We start from the raw sequence: 22501 nt of genomic DNA, 5'->3' as shown, positions 1-22501 counted from the left end.
GCAATGCAACCAAGGGAAGGGTTCATCATGTCCACGGAAATCGTCATCCTGTCCGGCGCGCGCACCGCCATCGGCACCTTCGGCGGCAGCCTTGCCGCTATTCCCCCCATCGACCTGGCGGCAACCGTGACCCGCGCGGCGATGGAACGGGCGGGGGTGTCCCCCGATCAGATCGGGCAGGTGGTGTTCGGCCATGTGATCAACACCGAACCGCGCGATATGTACCTGTCGCGCGTGGCGATGCTGAACGCGGGCATTCCCGACACCACGCCTGCCATGAACGTGAACCGGCTTTGCGGTTCGGGCGCGCAGGCCATCGTATCGGCCGTGCAGGCGCTGATGATGGGGGATGCGGATTTCGCCGTCGCGGGCGGTGCCGAAAGCATGAGCCGCGCACCCTATGCCGTCAGTTCCGCGCGTTTTGGCGCCAAGATGGGCGACCAGAAGATGCTGGACATGATGACCGGCGCGCTGACCTGCCCGATGGGCACCGGCCACATGGGGGTGACGGCCGAAAACGTGGCCGCCGAACACGAGATCAGCCGCCATGCGCAGGACGAGTTCGCGATGGAATCGCAGCGTCGGGCGGCGGCGGCCATCGCGGCGGGGCATTTCAAGGACCAGATCGTTCCGGTCGAGGTCAAGGGCCGCAAGGGGCCGGTGATCTTTGACACCGACGAGCATCCCAAGGAAAGCACCCTGGACAAGCTGGCGGCGCTGAAGACGGTGTTCCAGAAGGATGGCACCGTCACGGCGGGCAATGCCAGCGGCATCAACGACGGCGCGGCGGCCCTGGTGCTGGCGCGGGCGGATGCCGCGCAGGCGGCGGGCTTGACACCGCGCGCGCGGATTCTGGGCTATGCGGTGGCGGGCGTGCGGCCCGAGGTGATGGGCATCGGGCCGATCCCGGCCGTGCAGATGCTGTTGGAAAAGACCGGCCTGTCCGTCGGAGATTTCGACGTGATCGAATCGAACGAGGCTTTTGCCGCCCAGGCCCTGGCGGTGAACAAGGGGCTGGGGCTGGACCCGGCGCGGGTGAATCCGAACGGCGGGGCCATTGCACTGGGCCATCCGGTCGGTGCCACGGGGGCGATCATCACCGTCAAGGCGCTGTATGAACTGGAGCGTACGGGCGGCAAGCGCGGGCTGATCACCATGTGCATCGGCGGCGGGCAGGGCATCGCGCTTGCCATCGAAGTGATGTGAGCCTCAGGCGGCCTGCGCCCGCGCAGGTTGCCGCGACAGGCGCAGCGCCGCGATCCCGGCCAGGATGATCACGGCGCTGCCGATGATCGTCCAGCGGTCGGGCGTTTCGCCAAAGATGGCGACGCCCGCGACCATCGCGAAGATCAGGCGGGTATAGCGGAAGGGCGTCACCGCGCCGACCTGGCCCGTGCGCATCGCCACCGTCAGGAAGGTATAGGCGCAGACCCCGGCCGCCGCTGCCGCCAGAAGGCCCGCCCAGGTCGCGCCGTCCGGCGCGGCCATCGGGCCGCCAAAGGGCAGGACGATCAGCCCGGCCACGATCAGCATGGAAAAGCCCACGACGCCCAACTGCCGGAAGGACAGCGAAACCGGGGCCGCGCGGGTCGCCAGATCGCGCCCGGCAAACCCCAGCATCGCCATGATCGCCAGCAGCGACAATGCCCCGAAGCCTTCGGTCCCCGGCCGCAGGATCAGCAGGACGCCCCCGAAACCCAGGGCCACCGCCAGCCAGCGGCGCGGGCCGATGCTTTCGCCAAACAGCACGGCGGCGCCCACCATCACCACCAGCGGCGTCGCCTGCAGGATCGCGGATGCCGTGGACAAGGGCGTCAGCGCAATGGCCAGCATATAGAACAGCCTGCCCGTCACCTCGGACAGGGACCGCAGGATCATGGGGCGGCCCAGCATGGCGCGTGTCAGCGGCGCCTCTCCTGCCATCAGGGCAAGGACCGCGAAAGTCATGGTGCCAAGGACGCCAAAGGTGATCAGCACCTGGCCTGGCGGCAGGCTGACCGCCGCGATCTTGAGTAGCGAATCCTCGACCGCGAAGCCTGCCATGGACAGCACCATGAAGACGGCGCCCCGCCTGTTGAAGGCGGCGCCATGGCGTGTGTGGGGATGAGACATGGCAGGCCCTTGGATGTGACGCGAACGGGGCCAGCAGTCCCCTATCTGGGCGTCCAAGGCAAGGCGAACGGCCAAGAGGAACGGGCCGCCCTAGATCAAGGCGGCCCGCGAGATCCACGGAGATGGTCCGGTTAGGGATGGGTAAGCATCCGGTCCCAACCAGGGTTTACGACCCTCGGGGCTGCCCTTAGGTCACGGCCCCCCTGACTGTTCCGACACCTCTCTCCAATATCACTCTCGACACTGGACCACCTCCTTTCAATGTGTTGCCGTTATAAGGGAAAGGGTGCCACAGATCGGGAGGGTGTCAATCAGATTGTTCGTTCGGCCCGCAACAAATTGCGGACAATAAGACGGAAAGGCACAAGGGCAAGTATGGCCAGACTCATCTTGACCATCCAGTCGGCAGTTGCCAACGAAACCCACAGCGCGGTGATCGGTCCTTGACCAAGCAGCGGAACGGCCTCGTTGGCCCAGCCGGTATTGGCGTCATGGGGCAGGGCGGCGCTGAAGGCGACGGTGAAGAAGATGGCCGTGTCCAGCACCGACCCGACCGAGGACGACATCAGCGGCGCCACCCACCAGCGGCGATTCCGCAACGCGTTGAAGACCACGATATCGACCAGTTGGGCGACCAGGAAGGCCGCGCCAGACCCCACGGCGATTCGGATGGTGGTCTTGTCCAGGCCTGCGGCGATGACCGAACAGGCGACCCCCACGACAAACCCTGCCAGAACGACTCGCCGCGCGGCATGGGGACCGTAAACGCGGTTCATCACCTCGGTCACGAGAAAGGCGAAGGGATAGGTGAAGGCGCCCCAGGTCAGCCAGGAACCGACGGTGAACTGCACAAGGATGTTCGAGGCCACGACGATGATGGCCATGGCAAGGATGCCGGGCAGATAGCGGGTCATTGATGGTTTCCGTTTTACAAGGTCGCGGAACAACTCGGCCCCGCACCTTGCGGGACAGCGCGCGCTTTAGGCGGCAGGCCGGGGCCTTGTCAATCGCGCAGCCGGTATTCCACCAGCTCGGTGCGCTGCACGAACAGGAAATTGTCGTCCGAGATCATGGTCAGCCGGATGCCCTGTCCGTCGTGCCAGACCGCCAGCCCTTCCAGGTTGTCGTATTGCAGGGCGCGCGTGGTCAGCAGGATTTCCTCGTTCACCGGGCCGTCGTCGGTCAACTGCATCCGACGCACGCGCGACGCGAACCCCAGGATCCCCTGGAAATCGCGTTCCAGAAGATAGAACCAGCCGTCCGGGCCGAAATCGGCGCCGACGGCCAGCCAGCGGGGATCGCGCCTGATCTCTCCGGCCTGGCCCCACTGGTTGTCGCGAAAGGTGACGATCGGGAAGGGCTGGTCCTCGGACTCTGATCGTTCGGGCACGGCATAAACAGTGCCATCACGGATCGCGATGGCCTCAAGCCCGGAATTGAGGTCCATCCAGGGCTGCTTCGGCGGCAGGCGCCGGGAAAGCGGCGCGGCGTCGGGGTTTTCGTAAAGCGAGATGCGGTTCAGCCCTTCGAAGCTGATCCAGATGCGGCCGTCTTCGCCGATGGCCAATCCTTCGCTGTCGCCGTGATAGCCGGGCTTCAGCGGACGGCCCTTCCTGTCCTTCAGATGCGCGCGTCCGGCGATGTTCATGCCACGGATCATGCCCTGGTTGTCGCGTTCGATGCTGCCCCAGTAAAGATGCGCCCGGTCGGTCAGGGCATGGAAGCTGCTGCCGTCGGCATTCAGCTCGATCCCGGAAAATCCGCCGAAGCTGTCGTCGCTGTCGTGCCAGACAAAGGTGCCGACATATTCCAGCGATGCGGCCGGCGCAGGGACGCCGGCCGCGATCAGCAGCAGCGATAGCACCCCCCCTAGGGCGCGCCGGCGACGGTTCGGCATTCGCGGGGCATTTCACTCAGCCGGAAGGTCCGGGGATGGCGATAGTTCGGGTCGGGGGGCGTGGGCTTGACGCGGCTGGGGTCGATGCGGTTCTTGATCCATTCTGCGGCCTCGGCGCAGCCGTCGCCTGCGGGCGGCGGATCCTGGCGGTCGCAGATCGACCCGCGCGGGCAGGACAGGCGGACGTGGAAGTGATAGTTGTGGTCGTTGATGGGGCGCACCTTGCGCAGCCAACTGCGGTCGCCGCGCTCCATCTCGCACATGGCCACCTTGGCGACGGGATCGACCAGGATGCGTTCCACGCGCGGGTCGCGTGCAGCGGCGCGCATGATGGCCATGTGCCCGCCGTTCCACGCATTCGTCAGCCCGACACCCCGCCGGTCGGTGATCGAGACCGAGGACAGGCTTTCGCGCTGCTGGGGCGACAGGTTCAGCGAGGACGGCGGCAGCATCCAGATATCGGCGTCCAGGCCCAGCTGGTGGCTGGCGTGCCCCGAGGTCATCGGCCCGCCGCGCGGCTGGCTCATGTCGCCGATGTAAAGGCCGCGCCAGCCCGCCTGTTGTGCGGCTTGCGACAAGCCCATCAGGAAATTCACCAGGTCGGGATGGCCCCAGTTGCGGTTCCTGGACAGGCGCATCGCCTGCCAGCTTGGCCCGCTTTCGGGCAGCTGGACAAAGCCCTGACCGCAGCCCTTGGAATAAAAGCCGATGGATACGGCGGGGCCTTGGCTTGCCGTCGGAAAGCCGCCGAAAACATCCTTGGCCAGGGGGTCGGCGGATGCGGGCATCGCCAGTCCAGCCAGGATGGCTGCGGCGGCCAGGAACTTGCGGATCACTGCTCGACCTCTCCTTCGGGTTTGACCCAGACTAGCAGAACCAGCGACAGGATAAACAGCCCGATCAGGGGAGAAATGCCCAGCCGCTGGTTCCCGCTGATGTCGGTGACAAGGGCGATCAGCAGGGGGGCCAGAAAGGCGGTGGCCTTGCCGGACAGGGCGTAAAGGCCGAATCCTTCGGTCGCGCGGGCTTCGGTGGTGTGGCGGACCATCAAGGTGCGGCTGGCGGCCTGCAGCGCGCCGCCCGCCCCGCCGAACAGCGCGCCGCACAGGAAGAACACCAGATCCGGCACGAAGAATCGCCCGAAAACCGGATTGGGCGGCACGGCCAGACCGAACAGGGTCTGGCGGTCCATGCCGACCACCACGACGCAGACGGCGGTCAGGACCAGGATCGTCGCGATGATCACGGGCTTTGGTCCCCAGGCCCGGTCGGCGCGACCGCCCGCCCAGCTGACGATGGCTGCGGAAATGGCGCTGACCACGCCAAAGACGCCTGCCAGGAACACCGGCCAGCCCAGCACCGTCCCCGCATAAACGCCGCCGAATCCGTAAAGCGCATTCAGCGCGTCGCGCGACAGCATGGACGACGCCAGCCAGGCGGCCAGGCTGCGGCGATGGCGCAGGCTGCGGATCAGCACCCACAGATCGCCCAAGGCCGCGCGGATGCGGACGGGCTGGCTTGGCCCGCGCGGCTCGCGCACCCACAGAAAGAAGGGGATCATGAAAAGGGCATACCAGATCGCCACCAAGGGGCCGACAAAGCGGGTGCCCTCGCGGGTTGCCGGATCCAGTCCGAACAGCGGATCCAGCCCGATCAGCGTCTTGCCATCGGGTGTTTCCTGAAACAGCGCCAGCATCACCGCCAGAGAGACGACACCGCCCAGATATCCAAAGGCATAGCCCGACCCGGACAGGCGGCCGATTTCATCCCGTGGCGCCAGGCCCGGCAGCAGGGCGTTGGTAAAGATCGTCGCGAACTCGACCCCGATCAGGCCGATGCCGAACAACGCCACCGCCTGCACCAATGCGGGCTGCTGGGGCATCAGGAACCACAGCCCGGCGGACCCGACCACATAAAGGACCGAGAAGAACCAGATCCACGGCATCCGCCGCCCCGAGGTGTCGGCGATGGCACCCAGGATCGGCGCGCAAAGGGCGATGATGATGCCCGTCACCGACAGCCCATATCCCCACAGCGCCTGAGCCTGCGCGCCCGCCAGCCTCAGGTCGCCACTGACGTGGAGGAAATGGCGTTGCGCGACCTCGGCGAAATAGACCGAGAAGATGAAGGTCAGCAGAAGCGTATGAAAAGGCTGGCTTGCCCAGTCGAAGAACCACCAGCCCCAGATCCGTTTCCGGTCCATCCGCCCCCCAAGCGCGCCGTTCGCGGCCATAAGGCCCAAGGGGCGTTAGGCTGGCAAGTGGGCTTTTGCGTCAGGGGCAAGCTGGGGCGGCCAGGGGCGCAGCGCGTCTGCCTGCGACCAGGCGGCGATCCAGTCGGGCAGGGGCGGGCTGTCCGGCGCGGCGCCCAGGGCTGCCATCACCTGCGCCGGGGGAACGATCCCGCCTGCCGATGTGATGGCCGACCGGATCAGCACCTGGTTGCAGCACTCGGTTCCCTTCCACATCGACTGGTCCATGTAGATGAAGCGGTGATCCCAGCCCACGACGCGCGAGATCATGGTGAAGCGTTCAAAGGCCCGGATGCGGCGGCGATAGCGGACCGAACTGCCCGCGATGGTGATGCCCCATTTGCGGTCCCGCAGGATCGGGATCAGCCCGCTGCGCTGCGCCATGGGGATGCGGCCCAAGTCGAACAGGGTCAGGGTGCGCCCGTTGTTCAGTTCGATCCACGGATCCAGATCCCAGGGCCAGCAGACATGGGTCGAGACATGCGTCCCCGTCACCGCCAGCCGCGGGGCATTGCGGAACTTGATCATCTCCTTGGCGAAGCGGAACAGGGGATACATCGCGGATCCTTTAGGTTACGTGGCTGCAGGGCGTGGCCCCGACCCACGCGATCGTCAACAGGGGACGCTGCGGCAACTTGCTTGCGAAGCCCTGCCCGCGTCCCCATAACAAGCCCGAACGCGAAGAACCGAGAGGCATGATGGGAACGCTTTACGAGGCCTTGCAACTGATCCTGCAAGTGGTGTGGTTCGTGATGATCGTCCATATCATCATGTCCTGGCTGATCAATTTCCAGGTCCTGAACCTGCGCCAGCCGCTTGTCGCGCAGTTGTGGGACGGGCTGAACCGTCTGCTCGAACCCCTCTATCGCCCGATCCGCAATGTCTTGCCGAACACCGGCGGGCTGGATCTGGCGCCCCTGGTCCTGTTCATCATCATCATCATCCTGCAACGCGCCCTGGCAAACAACGCGGGCTTTTTCTACGGGATGTGATGCCAACCGACCTGCTGCGAGAGGTCTGGGGCTTCGACGGTTTCCGCCCCGGCCAGCAAGAGATCGTCGAGGCGGTGGCCGCAGGCCGCGACGTGCTGGCGATCATGCCCACGGGCGGCGGCAAGTCATTGTGCTTTCAACTGCCTGCGCTGATGCGCGACGGGGTGACGGTTGTCATCTCGCCCCTGATCGCCCTGATGCGCGACCAGGTCCGCGCGCTGCGCGAGGCGGGCGTGGCGGCGGGCGCCCTGACCAGCGGCAACACCGACGAGGAAACGGACGCCGTTTTCGGGGCCCTGTCGCGGGGTGAACTGAAGCTCCTCTATATGGCACCGGAACGCCTTGCCTCGGGCGGGACGCTGACCTTGCTGCGGCGCGCGGGTGTCACGGCGATCGCCGTGGACGAGGCGCATTGCGTCAGCCAATGGGGCCACGACTTCCGCCCCGATTATCTGCGTATTGGCGACCTGAAGCGCGCCCTCGACGTGCCGCTTGCCGCCTTTACCGCGACTGCGGACGTGGAAACGCGGGCCGAGATCGTCACGCGCCTGTTCGAGGGCAAGGAACCCGTCACCTTCCTGCGCGGCTTCGACCGTCCGAACCTGCGCCTAGCCTTCCAGCCCAAGGACAGCCCGCGCAAGCAGGTGATGTCCTTTGTCGCCGCGCGGCGCGGCCAGTCGGGCATCATCTATTGCGCCAGCCGTGCGCGGACCGAGACCCTGGCCGATGCCCTGGCCCAGGCGGGCCATGCGGCCGTGGCCTATCATGCAGGGCTTGAAGCAGAGGTGCGGCGCCGGGTCGAGGCGCGGTTCCAGCGGGAAGACGGGCTGATCGTGGTCGCCACTATCGCCTTTGGCATGGGCATCGACAAGCCCGACATCCGCTGGGTTCTGCACGCCGACCTGCCCAAGACCATTGAGGGCTATTACCAGGAAATCGGCCGCGCGGGCCGCGACGGGGATCCCGCCGATACGCTGACGCTTTACGGTCCCGACGACATCCGGTTGCGCCGTACCCAGATCGACGAAGGGCTGGCCGACCCGGCCCGCAAATCCGCCGACCATGCCCGGCTGAACGCGCTTCTGGGCCTGGCCGAGGCGACCGGCTGCCGCCGCCGCAAGCTGCTGGCCTATTTCGGCGAGGATCTGGCCGAGGATTGCGGCAACTGCGACTTGTGCCAGACGCCACCGAAGCTGTTCGACGCGACCCAGGCGGTGCGCAAGGCGTTGTCGGCCATCGTTCGGACCGGCGAATGGTTCGGCGCCACCCATCTGATCGACATCCTGACCGGCACCGTCACCGAGAAGGTCCGTGAACGGGGCCATGACAGCCTGCCGACCTTTGGCGTGGGCCGCGAACACGGGCGCGCGCAATGGCAGGCGATCTTCCGGCAGATGATGGGCCGCGACCTGTGCCGCCCCGATCCCGAACGCCACGGCGCCCTGCACCTGACCGAGGCCGCCCATCCCGTCCTGCGCGGCGAGGAAAGCGTGACCCTGCGCCATGACACCACGGCCAGCAAGCCCGCCACAGTCCTGCGCACCCAGGTCAGCGAGGAGGACGAGCCGCTGCTGTCCGCGCTGAAGGCCAAGCGCCGGGCCTTGGCCGAGGCCGCGCGCGTCCCCGCCTATGTCATCTTCCCCGACCGCACCCTGATCGAGATGGCCGAGAAGCGCCCCCGGACGCTGGACCAGATGGCCCAGGTCGGCGGCGTGGGCGCCAAGAAGCTGGAAAGCTATGGCCGCGATTTCCTGTCGGTGATCGCGGGCGAGGTGCCCGAGATGCACCCGATGCGCCGCAAGCTGGCGGGCCGCCCGGAAGGCGCGCTGTTCGACCGGCTGGTCGCGGTGCAGGCCGATCTGCTGCGCGGCCCGGACGGCACGGAAAAGCCGCTGTCCTGTTCCACCGCCCAGATCCGCCGCATTGCCGAAGCCCGTCCCGGCGACGAAGCGGGGCTGGCCCGGCACCTGGACCAGGCGCGGCTTGACCGCTTTGGCGCAGCCTTCCTGCGTGAAATCGCAGCGGCTTGATTGAATTGTCAGTGTAAAGTGAACGTGATGCCCTGCCCGGGGCGTTTCTGCGTCAGTATCTTGATGCGGCATCCTCTGGGAGAGAGTCATGAAACTTCGCTGGTCCGACGTTACCCCGAAAGCCGATTACCTGAACCGCCGCGCCTTTATTGCGGCAGGCGCGGTGGCGATGGCCGCGCCCGCCTGGGCCCTGACCGGCAAGCCGTCGGCCTATTCGACGGTCCAGAAGCCGAACACGTTGGAAGAGATCACCAACTACAACAACTTCTATGAATTCGGCATGGACAAGACCGATCCCGCGCGCCATGCGGGCGCGATGACCACCGATCCCTGGTCGGTCGAGATCGGCGGCATGGTCGATCGCCCCGGCAGCTATGGCGTGGACGACCTTGCCCCCGCCAATGCGCTGGAAGAACGCATCTATCGCCTGCGCTGCGTCGAGGCGTGGTCGATGGTGATCCCCTGGATCGGCGTGCCGCTGTCCGGCGTGCTGGAAAAGGCCGGCGTCCAGCCGGGCGCGAAGTTCGTGTCCTTCGAAACCCTCTACCGCCCGGAAGAAATGCGCGGCCAGTCCCGCCCGATCCTGGACTGGCCCTACAAGGAAGGCCTGCGCCTGGACGAGGCGATGCATCCGCTGACGATCCTGGCGACCGGGCTTTACGACGATGCCTTGCCCAATCAGAACGGCGCCCCGATCCGGCTGGTCGTGCCGTGGAAATATGGCTTCAAGTCGATCAAGTCGATTGTCAGGATCACCCTGACCGACCGCCAGCCGGTGTCCACCTGGCAGGCGATGCAGCCGTCGGAATACGGCTTTTATGCCAATGTGAATCCCCAGGTCGATCATCCCCGCTGGTCCCAGGCCACCGAACGCCGCATCGGCGCGGGTCTGTTCGGCGGACGAGAGGAAACGGCGATGTTCAACGGCTATGCCGATCAGGTCGCCTCGCTTTATGCCGGGATGGATCTGGCAAGGGATTACTGATGCAGGCCGTTCTGAACGGCTGGCTGCGCCGCATTCCGGTCTGGGCCTTGTGGCTGGGCGGGCTGATTCCCCTGGGGCTGCTGGTCTGGGACACGCTGAACGGCGGGCTGGGGATCGACCCGATCCGCGACATTGAACACCGGCTGGGGCGCACCGCGCTTTACTTCCTGATCGCCAGCCTGGCCGTTACGCCCGTGCTGCGTGTTGCAGGTGTCAGCTTCATGCGGTTCCGCCGCGCCCTGGGGTTGCTGTGCTTCACCTATGCAGGTCTGCACGTGTTGTCCTGGGTGGTGATGGACATGGCGTTGTTGTGGGGCGCCATGGCGCGCGATGTCGTCAAGCGGCCTTATCTGATCTTCGGAATGGGGGCCTTTTTGATGCTGCTGGCCTTGGCGGTGACATCGAACAACCTGTCGATCCGCCAGATGGGCGTGCTGTCCTGGCGCAAACTTCACAAGCTGGCTTATATCGCCGCACCCTTGGTGACGCTGCACTGGATCTGGGCGCTGAAGACCTTTCCACTGGAGCCCGTGCTGTGGCTGGCGGCGATTCTGGTGCTTTTGGCGTTGCGAGTCGCCGTTCCCCGGCCGATCCGGTGGGGCATCGCCGCTTCTCCCAAATAAAGGTCGTTCTTTATCAGTGGGTTGCTTGAAATATGACGGTTCGGCGAAAAAAGATGCGGAAACCCTCTTGCTCTCCTCTGCCTGTCTTCGTAAATACCGCTTCACCGAAGGCGGGAACGCTGGAGGGGACGGGGAGACGGGCTGGATGGCCTGGCGCTTCGGGACAATTTAGGAAATGAGGCGACTGGACGAAGCGACGAGGCCCAAAGCTACAGCGTCTCCTCGACCGACAAGCCCGCCATCCACGAGCCTCCATCAATCATGAAAGCGCATGGATTCAGACAGAAGAGGAGAATGCAACTGTAATGCTAAGCCGCCCGGTCGGCGCAGGCGTGATTGACGGAGGATGTAAACGGAAAGTTAACAGCAACCTGCTCGCCTCAATCCTCGTCGCAATGAACTTCGCGCGGGGCTCGTCGGGTCCTTCAACACGATCATCCTGCTCGCCGTGATGTCGAGCCTGCTGCCTTTTGCGCTGTGCGCGCTAGCTGCGCAGTGATCCTGATCTGGACCGGGGCAACGTGGCCAGGCTGCAGATTGGCAAGGTCGCGGAGCTAGGCGTACTCGGCTTCCTTTATGCGCTGTGGGCGATCTATAGCGCCGGCGCCCAGACGGTGTTCCTGGGTTTCCTGTTCATCTTCGCCGGCATCTCCGTTCACGTAGCGATCAAATGGAGCAACCGCGCCAGAGATCGGGAGGAGACCTGACAGATGCGTATTGGCGTCCATTCGGAAATCGGCAAGCTGCGCAACGTGATGGCGCGCCCCCGCCGCTTGCGCATGAGCGGCTGACCAACGGCAACTGCCACGACCTGCTGTTCGACGCTTTCTGGGTGTTGCCTCCATATATCCGAGATGCTCTTATAACTCGAATATGGAGAGCTGTCAGCACAATGGAAAACTCATCAGTCCCTGGTGACACTATTGCCATTGAATTCTGAAGGTGGTGGGCGTTGATAATGTGACCGCCCCCCGACGGCATCTAACGTGCCAAGAGCAGCTTCAAAAATCCCACTTGCACTTGGGGCAGTTACACATATTGCAAAAATCTTGTAAAGGATTCATCTTGTGAATCCAGAGCGGTAGCTGGGATGCATGAGCAGACCGACGCCAACGACCTACAGGACCAAGAACTGGTCGGCCTATAACGAAGCGGTCACCTTGTTCGATCCTGTTATTCAGGATTTTAATCCGCGCCATCTCCGTCGGCAGCGGCGAGCCGAAGCAGTTTAGTATCCGGCTGACCCTCATTCTGTTCTGCGGCAGTTTCATTCGTCTTGATCTGCCGCAACATGTTTCGCGCGGCGATCAGCAACTCAGACAAAAATGCGAGCAGGGACAATATCAGGGACACAATGGCGCCGCCGAAAAGCCAGAATAGATTCTCTTGGCGCAGTCCGATAGCAAGGGCCCCGGCAAGAAGGTTCAACGTTGCCCCGCCCGTGCAAATGCCAGCCATAACACCCAGAAGCGTAGCAATTTCCAGCGCAAGCGTCCGGCGCCTCAGGTATGCGAGATGCATCTGGAACTGTTTGCTGTGGTTGTTCTTCTCCCCGACTTCGTTCAAGCGATCCGACACTCTCCCCAAACGCGTGACGTAGATATTTACAAAAGCCGCCGTGCCCGCCAAGAGGAAGACAGGCGCGAGGGATATCTGGATGACTTCGGCAAAGTCACTGATGATAGGCGGCGTAACCATTAGCTGTCCTTCATGTAAACCCGGCCTCATTCCACATTGTCAGGCATGAGCCATTTTGTTAAGAGTGGACTGATTTTCGGATGCCTTGCCAGCCCAGCCAAAGTCCCGACTCAGCACAATTAGAAAATCATTAGGCCGCAGCCACCGCATACGCCCGCTCATCACAACTTCGTTCATCGACGACGCTTCCGAAGTGGAATGAAACAAGCCTACCATGGTCCAGAGACCGTTGGGCGTGTCTTCAACATCAACTCCCGACTCAGCACAATTAGAAAATCATTAGGCCGCAGCCACCGCATACGCCCGCTCATCACAACTTCGTTCATCGACGACGCTTCCGAAGTGGAATGAAACAAGCCTACCATGGTCCAGAGACCGTTGGGCGTGTCTTCAACATCAACACCCCAGCACGGCCCCGCCTTTCACAAGATTTGCGAATAGCGCCGATCTTTTTTGTATTGGAAAGGTGTCCATCAAAACCCCCCTGCCCGAGCCTGGATCCGAGCCGGATCATTTTAATCCCGTCCAGCGACAGGTACGACGCGTTGGATCAGTTGAAGAAGCTGATGCTTGCTATGAAGCGCGATCCTTCAATTGAACTATCGTGCACGCGGAAATCATAGGATGCGTTTTCGCTAATCTGGCCCGTCACGCCAATGTCGGCAGCTATGGAGCTCTCCGAAAAATCACCACTGCCGAAGTCCGAACCCACTCCACCAGACAATGTCCAGTCCCAAGGCAATCCGGAATAGCTCGCACCAAGATAAAGCCAGTCCTTGTCGGCATAGACTTCACGATAGTACTGGAACTTGGCTGACCATTCCTCACTGGGGGCGTACTCGCCGAATAGGTAAAGCTCACCATAGTCCTCCGGATCGTCCCGGTAAAAATACTGGACAAAGCCCAGATCGAACGACATGTCGCCAAATTCTGGCCTGATGCCGACACTGACATCCAGCTCAATGTCTTCAACGTCGTCGAAACTGGCATTTGAAGCCCAAAGGCCAACGTAGCCGATGCCATAGCCGAGCTCCAAGTACGGCTGAACAGCCGGACCGTCGTCGGTTTGCGTGAGGCCCTTTGAGATGTAGTTCGTGGTCAAGGTCACGCCGTAGCTTAACGTAATCTCGGTTCCCAATGATGCTTGGGGAGAGGAAACCTCTATCGTTTCCTGTCCTGTGGCCGGGTTCACCTCCTGTGCGTATGTCCCTTCGGGCGCAGTGATTGCACTGGCATAGAAGAGCAGTCCAGCACTGCCGACTTGTCTGACTGTCAACTTCACGTTGGATCTCCCTTCCTATGCACGGCCGTTACACTGGATGTGTCAACAGAAAGCTATCCTGCTCGGTTCGACCGCAGCTATTGTTTCTTCAGGGCTCGCGACCGCATCAATCCGCCCGAAAACCACAAGCGACAGGCGCGAGGGCATCGACTTGCAAAATTTGCGGGTTTCAGAGTGGACGCCACGTTGCATGTTTCGATCTCTTGTTGCCGGGGCCGCCGGCGCAATGCCGGCTTTGCTCGTCCCCTGATCGCTGCCCTAGTCGGGCAGGACAGTTTGTGTGAAGAAGATAACGAGTGCCTCTTCCGGTGTGCCGAACCACTGGGTGAACAGCTCACGAAAGCCTTTATCGCGATACACGTGGCTCAGCGCGCGATTCACAACCAAGCGGAAATCTTCGTCGCCGCGGGCGAGGACCAGACCAATCGGCTCATAGGTGAACTGACGCGGCAAGACGGTCAAAGTGCTTGCGTTCTGGCTATGGCTCACAGCATTCAGCAGGATCGGAAGCGAGCCGAAGAATGCCGCTGATTGGCCATCTGCAACGCGCTGCAACCCTTCCTCATAACTGCTTACCGGCGCAACTTCAGACGAAAGAAGTAAACTCTTTACCCGCTCATTCAGCCAATCCTCACTGGTCGATCCGGAAACTGCAGAAAAAACCTTCTTATCCAGGAAAGTCCGGGCTGGTGCCCCGCGCCAGATCGGGCGATTGGGTCGCTGCTCGTCAGTGAGGAGCGCACGCAGGTCCTGAAGCGCATCGCTGCGCAGCACTACACCCGTTCCACCTGGAAAGATCGGCAGTGAGAAGGATACCGTGGCGCTGTCGGTGAGGGTAATACTGTTGGCCCCACAGAGCAGGTCGATCGTGCCGTTGCGCACAGCATCCAGACCATTTTGCGTGTTAATCGGCGTCCACTCCGACGCTAGTTCGGGCAGATTGAGGGTGGACTTCACCTCGTCCACGACCTTGTTGCAAAGAGCAACTGAAAAGCCGGCGGGTTTGCCGGAATCATCAAAGGAGAATGGTCGGGCGTCTGTCTCAAAACCAAGCACGATCTTGTTGGCGGCCTGAATGCGCTCCAACGTCTGAGCTTCAGCGAGGACTGGCAGAGCGGCGGCAAAGCAGAGCGTCAGCAGGGTTATGCAAAACCGATGGCCCAGGCTGGAACATGACATGAGCTTTCCTTTCGACGCGGGCGGCGCGGCAGCGAGCGTGGTTCCAGGGATCATTTCCCATCCCTCTCTGTTGTGCCTGCGTTCAGCAACCTGGGCGAGATGAAGGCCCAGATGATGATGGCGGCGACGAAGGCGATCATGCCGCCGAAGACGGCCTCCGTGCCGGCCGAATAGATAGCATAGGCGCTGTAGAGCATGCCGACGGTGGCGATCGCCAAGTTCAGACGGAACTTGCCCTCAGGCAGTCTCGCCTCCTTCATCATTACCGTGAGTGCCGACAGGGCGAGGATATAGGGCAGAACGTTGGTGACCACCGACAGGTTGACGAGCGCTGAGAACTGCTCGGATAATGTTGGCGAGATTGTCGAGAAGGCGAACAAAGTCTGTATGCCGCATAGGATGATCATGCCCGTTACCGGCGCGCCCATGCCATTCAGCCGCGAGAAGACCGCTGGAAACATTCGGTCATCGCTGGCCGTTTTGGCAGTCGTGGCTAGGGTGAACTGCCAGCCCAGCAGCGAGCCGATGCAGGCAATGACCGCCAAAGCCATCACGATCTGGCCGATCATTGGGTTGAACATCTTGGCAAAGACCAGCCCGAAGGGCCCTGTCGATTGGGCCAACTCCATGTTTGGCACAATGCCCTGGATCACTGTTGTCGAAAGCACATAGATCACCGCGGCACCCAGCGTCCCAAAAAGGCAGGCCAGAGGCACGTCACGCTTGGGATTCTCGACCGCATCCGAGTTTTGCGCGGCGGACTCCATGCCCAGAAAGGCCCAGAGCGTTAGCGAAATCGTCGACACCATACCTTCCACAAGCCCCAGACCATTGGGGTTCCACGCCTCGGCGAAGATCGCCGGGCTGAACCAGAACCAGCCGATCACCGATAGAGCGCCTACGGGCAGGATCACGCCCCAGACAGTGAAAGACCCGATCTTGCCTGTGACGCTTGGCCCCCCGAAATTGGCGATGGTGGTGATCCAGAGAAGGGTGACCACGCCAACGAAGGTGGCAATAGGCGATGAGTTTACCCATGGAATGAACGCAGAAAGATATCCTACTGCCGAGATGGCAATGGCGACGTTGGCAATCAGCAGCGACACGAAGTAGAGAAAGAACGTGATGAAAAACCCCGATCGTCCGTAGGCATCCTCTGCATAGGCGGCCAGACCACCCCCCCGTTGGTTGAACAGGCCTGCCTGTGCGAAGCCGTAGGCAATCGCCATCGACCCGATTGCGGTGACGATCCAGGACAGTAGCGATATCGCCCCCACCTGTGCCATGTTGGCTGGCAACATGATGATCCCTGACCCCATCATGTTCACCGCGACGATGAAGGTCAGCTGGACCAGGTTCATCTTCTTGTCGGATGGCTCTGCCATGATGCTGCCCTTCCTCTTATTGACCTTCGCGGACGACATAGGTGTGAAACTTGATGCGGCCGTCGATTCGCTCCTGAAACACGCCCTGGACTTCGTAGTTGAAGCCGGGAAACCGGTTGAACGACTCTTCAAAGGCCAGGAAATAGTCACGCATTGGTCGGGCGCGCGCGTCCCAGCGTTCACCGGGCACAATGACGCCAATTCCCGGCGGATAGATCAGCGCCAGCGTGGCCGAAACGCGTCCCTCGATCTGCTCGATGGAAACATAGTCCACGTCATTGCCGACCAATGCCTCGTAAGCCGCCTTTGAGGTCATGGCCTGCTCTGGGAAACTCTCCGCGCGGAAACACAGGCGTTGCAGGTCCTTCACCCGCGCCTGTCGGTAGAAATCATGCATTTCCTGGCAGATCTGCCGGATGGTGTAGCCGGAATACCGCTCGCGATGATTGGCATAGACCGTTGGCAGCACGTTCTCGAGCGGGCTATCCCGGTCCCATAATTCCTTGAACTTCACCAGTCTCGACAGCAGCGTATTCAGCTTGCTCTGATCCTGGGCCGGGGTCATCAGAAAGAGGATGCTGTTCAGATCGCATTTTTCCGCCACAATCCGCTCTTCGCGCAGGTAGTTCGCCACCACCGTCGCAGGCACGCCGAACTCAAGGTATTCACCTGTCGCGCGATCGATGCCGGGCGTCAGCAGCATCAGCTTGTTGGGATCGACCATTGCATAGCCATCGGGAAGGCCACTGTAACCATGCCATGCGGCATCGGCGCCGAAACTCCATCCCCGCTGATCGCGCTTCAACGCCTCTGTCGGAACCTCCTCCCATGGCACAGTCTGGCCTTCGGGAGAGTCCTTGAGCGTCACCACGTCGGGAACGAAAGGATCAAAGAACCACTGCTCCTCCGCTCCCTTCCCGGTGGCCTGATAGTGCCGTGCGAACTCTCGGCACTTCTTGCGGAACTCGATGCCTAGTTCGATGCAGCTATCCCAAAGCATCTCGCCGGCCTTGCCCTCGTGGATCTTGGCATTGACATCCAGCGAGGCGAATAGCGGATAGAAGGGGGACGTGGAGGCATGGGCAAGAAACGCCTCGTTGAAGCGCTTGTGTTCGATGTAGCGACGCTGTCCCTTGAGATGAGCATCGCGCTTGTGGATCTGCGAGGCCTGACTGAAACCAGCACCTTGTTTGTGAACAGACTGGGTGGAAAAGAGGCCCGGCATGTTGGCGCCAAGGTCGGCCAGCCGCATTGGGCTGTGGTCCTTGAACAGAGGATGGAAGGCGTTGTAGCCGATCCAGGCTTCGTCCCACAGCAGATAGTCACAAAGGTGGCCGATCTTTTCGAGCACCTTCTTCGCATTGTAGATCGTGCCGTCGTAGGTGGCGAGTTGGATGCAAGCCAACCGGAACGGGCGATCGGCCTTGTGCAGATCGGGGTCGCTGACCAACGGGTTCGCCTTGATCTGGGCGCGCAGAGAGTCTTCGTCCAGGGCCGCCCAGTCGACCGCGCCAATCATGCCAAAGGCATTGCGCGCGGTGGGCAGGAACACCGGGATTGCTCCGGCCTGCACCAACGCGCCCTGATGCAGCGACTTGTGATTGTTGCGGTCAAACAGCACCAGATCGCCCCGCCGCAGCGTTGCCTGGGTTACCACCTTGTTCGCGGAACTGGTGCCATTCAGGACGAAATAGGTCTTGTCAGAGCCGAATATTCTCGCGGCATGTTTCTGCGCTTCAACCGCCGGACCTTCGTGAATCAAAAGATCGCCAAGATCGATATCGGCGTTGCACAGGTCATTGCGGAAGATCGCTTCACCATAATGCTTGAAGAACAACTGCCCCGTCGGGGACTTGGCATAGAATTGGCCGCCCTGGTGGCCGGGACAGTCAAAGGCGATATTCGCCTCGCCGTCGTAGGCCATCAGCCCGCCGAAGAACGGCGGCAACAGACCTTTTCCATAGCGCACAAGGCTGGCGATGATCTGCTTGGCATAAAAGGCGGGCGTCTGCTGACCCAGATAAACAAAGCCATCCACTTCGCCCAACTGGCCTTGCACAGCCAAGTCCGAGATGGTGCGTGAATTCGACAGCGCCCAAAGGGGTGTCTGAAAGCCGATACGGCGCACCCGTCGTGCCAGATCCCGCGCTGCGGGCAGTTGGTCGCCGTCGACGCCGGCAATATAGGCCCCAACACTGGCATCCTCATCGACGTCTCGGTCCGTCCAGCCGCTAACCTCAACCTGATACCCCTCGGCAGTGATCAGATCCAAAAGCGCACGCACGTCTGGATCATCATCAACCAGAGCTACCACCTTCAACAGCTTGTGGAAGGGAATGGCCACGGTTGGTGATTTTACATCCCGCGGGATCATTTGTCCCCCTCCTCTATCAGGCAGTCCACCATGTAGCGGCGGTCGTGACCGCTGCCTTCAAAGCGCAGGCCGTGAATGTCCGTTTCAAAGCCCGGAATCCTCTTGTCAAAATCACGGGCGTAAATCAGATAGTCCTGGATTGACTTCGTCGCTGGGGTGATCCGCTCTCCTGGCATGATCAGCGGGATGCCCGGTGGGTAGGGCACGATCATAACCGCAAGCGTACGGCCCATCAGATCGTCGATCTCCACAGTCTCAACCTGGCCCTTCACCAGCCGGTCATAGGCATCGGCGGGACGAAGGGCCATCTCCGGCAGGATGGTGTACATCTCCTGCTGGGCGCGTGGCAGATTGTCGTCGCGATAGGCCTGATGGACAATGTCGCACAGATCCTTGAGGCCCATGCTGTCGTAGGCGTCAGGATACGCAGCCGTTAGGGTCGGAAGAATGCGGCTCAGGGGGGCATTGGCGTCATAGGCTTCCTTGAAGTTGAGAAGCTCGGTGATCAGGGTGCTCCACTTGCCCTTGGTGATCCCCATCGAGAACAAGATCAGGAAAGAGTAGAGCCCGGTCTTTTCGATTTCGATACGACGGGCCGACAGGAATTTCACAATGACCGCTGCAGGGATACCCACGGACTGCATCGTGCCATCGGCTGACAGGCCCGGCGTCAGCACCGTGACCTTGATCGGGTCAACCATGACATGATCGGCCGCCAATCCTTCGAAACCATGCCAACGATCACCGGGCTTCAACGACCAGCTGGCAGGGTCGAGTGTGGACTTCTTCACGATGTTATCGGGCTGCCAGACGTCGAACCACCAGTCATCCGCCAGTTGCTTGCGGACATCCTGCATCGCCTGACGGAAGGCCATCGCCTCGTCGATGGTTTCCTGCACCAAGGATTGCCCCGCAGGCTGCTCCATCATGGCCGCAGCCACGTCCAATGAGGCAATGATGCCATATTGCGGCGAAGTCGAAGTGTGCATCATAAAGGCGTCGTTGAACCTCGTCATGTCCAACGCCTTGCCTTCAGCGTTCTGCACATGGATCATCGCTGCCTGCGAAAAGGCGGCCAGGAGCTTATGTGAGGATTGGGTCGCGAAGGTTATTGCATGGTCCGACCGCATCGGCTTGACGGAGGAAATGCCATGGTAGCCGGCATAGAGGGGATGGAAGTTCGCATAGGCGTACCAGGCTTCATCGAAATGCAGGACATCCACCGCATCACCGAGCGAGGCCTTGATCGCGTCAATGTTGTAGCACAGCCCGTCGTAGGTCGAGTTCGTCATGACCATCAGCCGGACCTTGCCACTGGTTCCCTGCGCAAACGGGCTGGCTGCCACTTTTACCTGGATCGACTCAGGCGTGAACTGGTCTTTCGAGATCGGGCCGATGATCCCAAGTCCATTGCGCGACGGGACCAGATAGATTGGCGTTGCCCCGGTCATGATCAGCGAATGCAGGATCGACTTGTGGCAATTGCGGTCGCACAACACAAGATCGCCCCGTCCGACCATGCCGTGCCAGACGATCTTGTTTGCTGTGGAATTGCCGCCCACCACGAAAAGGGTGGTATCGGTACCGAAAATCCGGGCGGTGTTGCGCTCGCCCGCCGCAATGGGGCCGGTGTGATCCAAGAGCGAGCCAACATTGCCGACCGAGACCGAAATATCTGAGCGCAGGGTGTTTTCACCAAAGAACTGGTGAAACATGTGGCCGATCGGACTTTTGCGGAAGGCAACCCCGCCGCCGTGGCCGGGCGTGTGCCAAGAATAGCTGGCTTGCAGCGTGTAATCCATCAGCGCCTTGAACATGGGCGGCGCCAGCGTCTCCAGGTAACGCCGTGCGGCTTCCGCAATCACCCGGGCCTTGAATTCGGCAGAATCCTCAAAAAGGCGCAGGAAAGCATTGGCATGGCGCAATACCGAAACCGGTACCTGCTCGGCCGTGATAGTATTGCCGAACAGGAAGATCGGCAGACGCTGGCTGCGCCGGCGTTTGATCTGCAGCATTTCCTCCAAGGCCTGCCAGCGTGTTGCCTCGTCCTCGACGCCATCGACTGAGACCACCCAGCAGGACTCACTGTTGAAGGTCCCGGCCAGCTGCAGCGCATCTGCGTAACTCAGCCCGCTTACAACCCGGAAGCCTTCCTTCTCAATTTCGCTAGCCAGTTGCTTGATGCCCAACCCAACAGCGGAACTGCTTCCAAAATCCTCATCGATGATCGCAATCGGAAACCCTTGAGTGAAATCCATGGTCGCTCCCACAGTTTGACTCTCGGCCAGGTCGCCACGCTATGTTGCATGCAACAACTCAGCCTGCGGTGCCTTATCAACGCTTCAATATGGGAGGGCTTGTGATAGCGAAAAACAACGGACCGTGTGTAAATCACTGTTACATACGCTCAGGTTTGCACGCGCTGTGCGCGCCATCTGAGTATCGCTGCATCAAGTGCCGGGTGAAGCCGATGCGGAGCTTCAAGGGCTCAACGTTAACCGCTTCGACGATTGCAGGCATTGAAATCGTGACGACGATCCGCCAGGGTCAGTTCAGGCCCAATCTGGATTTCCTTCAGCAGTTCTGTCAGCTGGGCGCCTGGACCTCAAGCAAGCACCGGCACGTCCGTGCCTTTCGCAGGGTTTGGGACAGAGTCCCAACCCACTCCCTTAGTTGATGACGCACGAGGTTCGGATCTTGCCACAACCTCTTGCACAGGACTGCCTGATCGTTTGCCTCGTAAACCTGGAGCATAGTCTTCGCCGGTTCCAACCCGACGGGGGCGGTCACATCATCGGAGCCGATGGTGGCCGGCGCTGCTGGCCCGGTTCCTATAAGGCCAGCAGCGAAATTGATCCGGGATGCGCTTTTCGTCATTTCTGACTGACTTGCATCTTCGCCGTGACCTGAGCACCAGACGGCATTGTGACCGTCACGTCTGTCGGCTCAGTATATGCTGAGGCATCGACTTGCTTGAAGATATCGCACGTACGGGCTGCGATCTCTTCCGCGGTCAAGTCGGTATTCTCTTTTATGACCACTGCTGTATCCGCGGTCATGATCACATCGGTTGCGCCACAATCGATCCGCAGCTCACGATCTTGAGCCTGTGCAGAAGCAACCGACAACAGAGCAATCGTGCTTGCGATGGTCAAAGTGAGTTTTGACATTTTCAACTCCCATGATGCAGACGGCGTCATCTCCCGCCTAGCCGAAATCCTAGGAATTGCGGATACAATTCTCCATCGCGGCTGTGTAAGTTACTGTTAACCTCACCTTCCCCCTCACGCTCGACAATGGCGTTTGCTCAGCAGCTGTCGAGGCGGCACCCACAAACTCTGCCTGAAAAAGCCCGGCATTTTCTGTTGGACCGCAGCGAAGATGCCGCCAGAACGGACATGGTTGCGGTAACCCTGTCCGACGATCAGCCGGCGTGCCGGACCGAGAACCGCATATCCGATTACAGATTCGATGCTGGTATAGGCTCCAGTCTCGGGGGAAACCCAGCTATGGCCGAAGAGATTATGGTACTGGGGATACCGGCAACCGCGATTGCGATCCCTTCGACAACATCGGATCGCGTTCCCGCATAGCTCGTCTTGGTGCTGTAATAGGGACGGGTCACGGAAGAAGGCCGATGACAGTTAAACAGGTTATGGCACCTTGGTTGCCCACGGCTGCAATTCAAGCCTC

At 61.4% G+C, this 22501-nt stretch carries 19 protein-coding genes; 6 read left to right on the top strand and 13 right to left on the bottom strand.

Annotated features, from left to right (window positions below; all coding sequences use genetic code 11):
- Window positions 1–27: 27 nt before the first annotated feature.
- Entirely contained in the window at window positions 28–1206 is a 1179-nt protein-coding gene (locus tag Q5701_RS18005) for an acetyl-CoA C-acyltransferase family protein (protein WP_306752350.1), read from the top strand.
- 3 nt (window positions 1207–1209) lie between these two features.
- On the opposite strand, the gene Q5701_RS18000 is transcribed toward Q5701_RS18005, so the two are convergent.
- The 6 genes from Q5701_RS18000 to Q5701_RS17975 all read right to left on the bottom strand — a co-directional run bounded on the left by Q5701_RS18000 (window position 1210) and on the right by Q5701_RS17975 (window position 6818).
- Window positions 1210–2112: a DMT family transporter gene (locus Q5701_RS18000; protein ID WP_306752349.1), complete on the bottom strand. Its 903-nt coding sequence runs from the start codon at window positions 2110–2112 to the stop codon at window positions 1210–1212.
- A gap of 311 nt (window positions 2113–2423) precedes the next feature.
- On the bottom strand, window positions 2424–3026 hold the full coding sequence (locus Q5701_RS17995) for a queuosine precursor transporter (RefSeq protein ID WP_306752348.1): 603 nt from the start codon (window positions 3024–3026) through the stop codon (window positions 2424–2426).
- Window positions 3027–3115: 89 nt separating this feature from the next.
- Window positions 3116–4009: an esterase-like activity of phytase family protein gene (locus Q5701_RS17990; protein WP_306752347.1), complete on the bottom strand. Its 894-nt coding sequence runs from the start codon at window positions 4007–4009 to the stop codon at window positions 3116–3118.
- The gene (gene mepA / locus Q5701_RS17985) at window positions 3982–4845 is read right to left on the bottom strand and encodes a penicillin-insensitive murein endopeptidase (protein WP_306752346.1); all 864 of its coding nucleotides are present in this window, start codon (window positions 4843–4845) and stop codon (window positions 3982–3984) included. The genes Q5701_RS17990 and mepA overlap by 28 nt, the downstream gene beginning before the upstream one ends.
- Complete coding sequence (locus Q5701_RS17980; protein WP_306752345.1) at window positions 4842–6242, bottom strand: MFS transporter; 1401 nt, start codon at window positions 6240–6242, stop codon at window positions 4842–4844. The genes mepA and Q5701_RS17980 overlap by 4 nt, the downstream gene beginning before the upstream one ends.
- A gap of 15 nt (window positions 6243–6257) precedes the next feature.
- Window positions 6258–6818 (bottom strand): acyl-CoA thioesterase, encoded by a 561-nt coding sequence (locus tag Q5701_RS17975; RefSeq protein WP_234854689.1) that lies wholly within the window; start codon window positions 6816–6818, stop codon window positions 6258–6260.
- 140 nt (window positions 6819–6958) lie between these two features.
- On the opposite strand from Q5701_RS17975, the gene Q5701_RS17970 reads away from it, so the two are divergent.
- The 5 genes from Q5701_RS17970 to Q5701_RS17950 all read left to right on the top strand — a co-directional run bounded on the left by Q5701_RS17970 (window position 6959) and on the right by Q5701_RS17950 (window position 11597).
- Complete coding sequence (locus Q5701_RS17970) at window positions 6959–7252, top strand: YggT family protein (protein WP_234855709.1); 294 nt, start codon at window positions 6959–6961, stop codon at window positions 7250–7252.
- Complete coding sequence (recQ, locus tag Q5701_RS17965) at window positions 7252–9282, top strand: DNA helicase RecQ (RefSeq protein WP_306752344.1); 2031 nt, start codon at window positions 7252–7254, stop codon at window positions 9280–9282. Before Q5701_RS17970 ends, recQ begins: the two co-directional genes overlap by 1 nt.
- 88 nt (window positions 9283–9370) lie before the next feature.
- Entirely contained in the window at window positions 9371–10267 is an 897-nt protein-coding gene (msrP, locus tag Q5701_RS17960; RefSeq protein ID WP_306752343.1) for a protein-methionine-sulfoxide reductase catalytic subunit MsrP, read from the top strand.
- The gene (gene msrQ, locus Q5701_RS17955) at window positions 10267–10890 is read left to right on the top strand and encodes a protein-methionine-sulfoxide reductase heme-binding subunit MsrQ (protein ID WP_306752342.1); all 624 of its coding nucleotides are present in this window, start codon (window positions 10267–10269) and stop codon (window positions 10888–10890) included. The genes msrP and msrQ overlap by 1 nt, the downstream gene beginning before the upstream one ends.
- 521 nt (window positions 10891–11411) lie before the next feature.
- Window positions 11412–11597, top strand: a complete 186-nt coding sequence (locus Q5701_RS17950; RefSeq protein WP_306752341.1) for a hypothetical protein — start codon at window positions 11412–11414, stop codon at window positions 11595–11597.
- A 478-nt stretch (window positions 11598–12075) separates the two neighbouring features.
- Here the strand turns inward: Q5701_RS17950 and Q5701_RS17945 are convergent, their stop codons facing one another.
- The 7 genes from Q5701_RS17945 to Q5701_RS17910 all read right to left on the bottom strand — a co-directional run bounded on the left by Q5701_RS17945 (window position 12076) and on the right by Q5701_RS17910 (window position 21978).
- Window positions 12076–12588, bottom strand: coding sequence for a DUF2721 domain-containing protein (locus Q5701_RS17945; RefSeq protein ID WP_306752340.1), 513 nt, complete (start codon window positions 12586–12588; stop codon window positions 12076–12078).
- Window positions 12589–13138: 550 nt separating this feature from the next.
- Entirely contained in the window at window positions 13139–13870 is a 732-nt protein-coding gene (locus tag Q5701_RS17940; RefSeq protein WP_306752339.1) for a TorF family putative porin, read from the bottom strand.
- Between the two features lie 258 nt (window positions 13871–14128).
- Window positions 14129–15103 carry an amino acid ABC transporter substrate-binding protein gene (locus Q5701_RS17935; RefSeq protein ID WP_306752338.1) on the bottom strand — a complete coding sequence of 325 codons (975 nt, stop codon included), beginning with the start codon at window positions 15101–15103 and terminating at the stop codon, window positions 14129–14131.
- Window positions 15100–16434 carry a putrescine-ornithine antiporter gene (gene potE / locus Q5701_RS17930; protein WP_306752337.1) on the bottom strand — a complete coding sequence of 445 codons (1335 nt, stop codon included), beginning with the start codon at window positions 16432–16434 and terminating at the stop codon, window positions 15100–15102. Before potE ends, Q5701_RS17935 begins: the two co-directional genes overlap by 4 nt.
- A 16-nt stretch (window positions 16435–16450) precedes the next feature.
- Window positions 16451–18808: an ornithine decarboxylase gene (speC, locus tag Q5701_RS17925; protein ID WP_306752336.1), complete on the bottom strand. Its 2358-nt coding sequence runs from the start codon at window positions 18806–18808 to the stop codon at window positions 16451–16453.
- Complete coding sequence (locus Q5701_RS17920; RefSeq protein WP_306752335.1) at window positions 18805–21066, bottom strand: Orn/Lys/Arg family decarboxylase; 2262 nt, start codon at window positions 21064–21066, stop codon at window positions 18805–18807. Before Q5701_RS17920 ends, speC begins: the two co-directional genes overlap by 4 nt.
- Before the next feature lie 615 nt (window positions 21067–21681).
- Entirely contained in the window at window positions 21682–21978 is a 297-nt protein-coding gene (locus tag Q5701_RS17910; protein ID WP_306752334.1) for a hypothetical protein, read from the bottom strand.
- Window positions 21979–22501: the final 523 nt, after the last annotated feature.

The sequence above is a fragment of the Paracoccus actinidiae genome, from assembly GCF_030863885.1.
Taxonomy (GTDB): domain Bacteria; phylum Pseudomonadota; class Alphaproteobacteria; order Rhodobacterales; family Rhodobacteraceae; genus Paracoccus; species Paracoccus everestensis.
The sequence above is the reverse complement of the archived record's forward strand: the minus strand, read 5'-3'. Positions and strand labels throughout refer to the sequence as shown.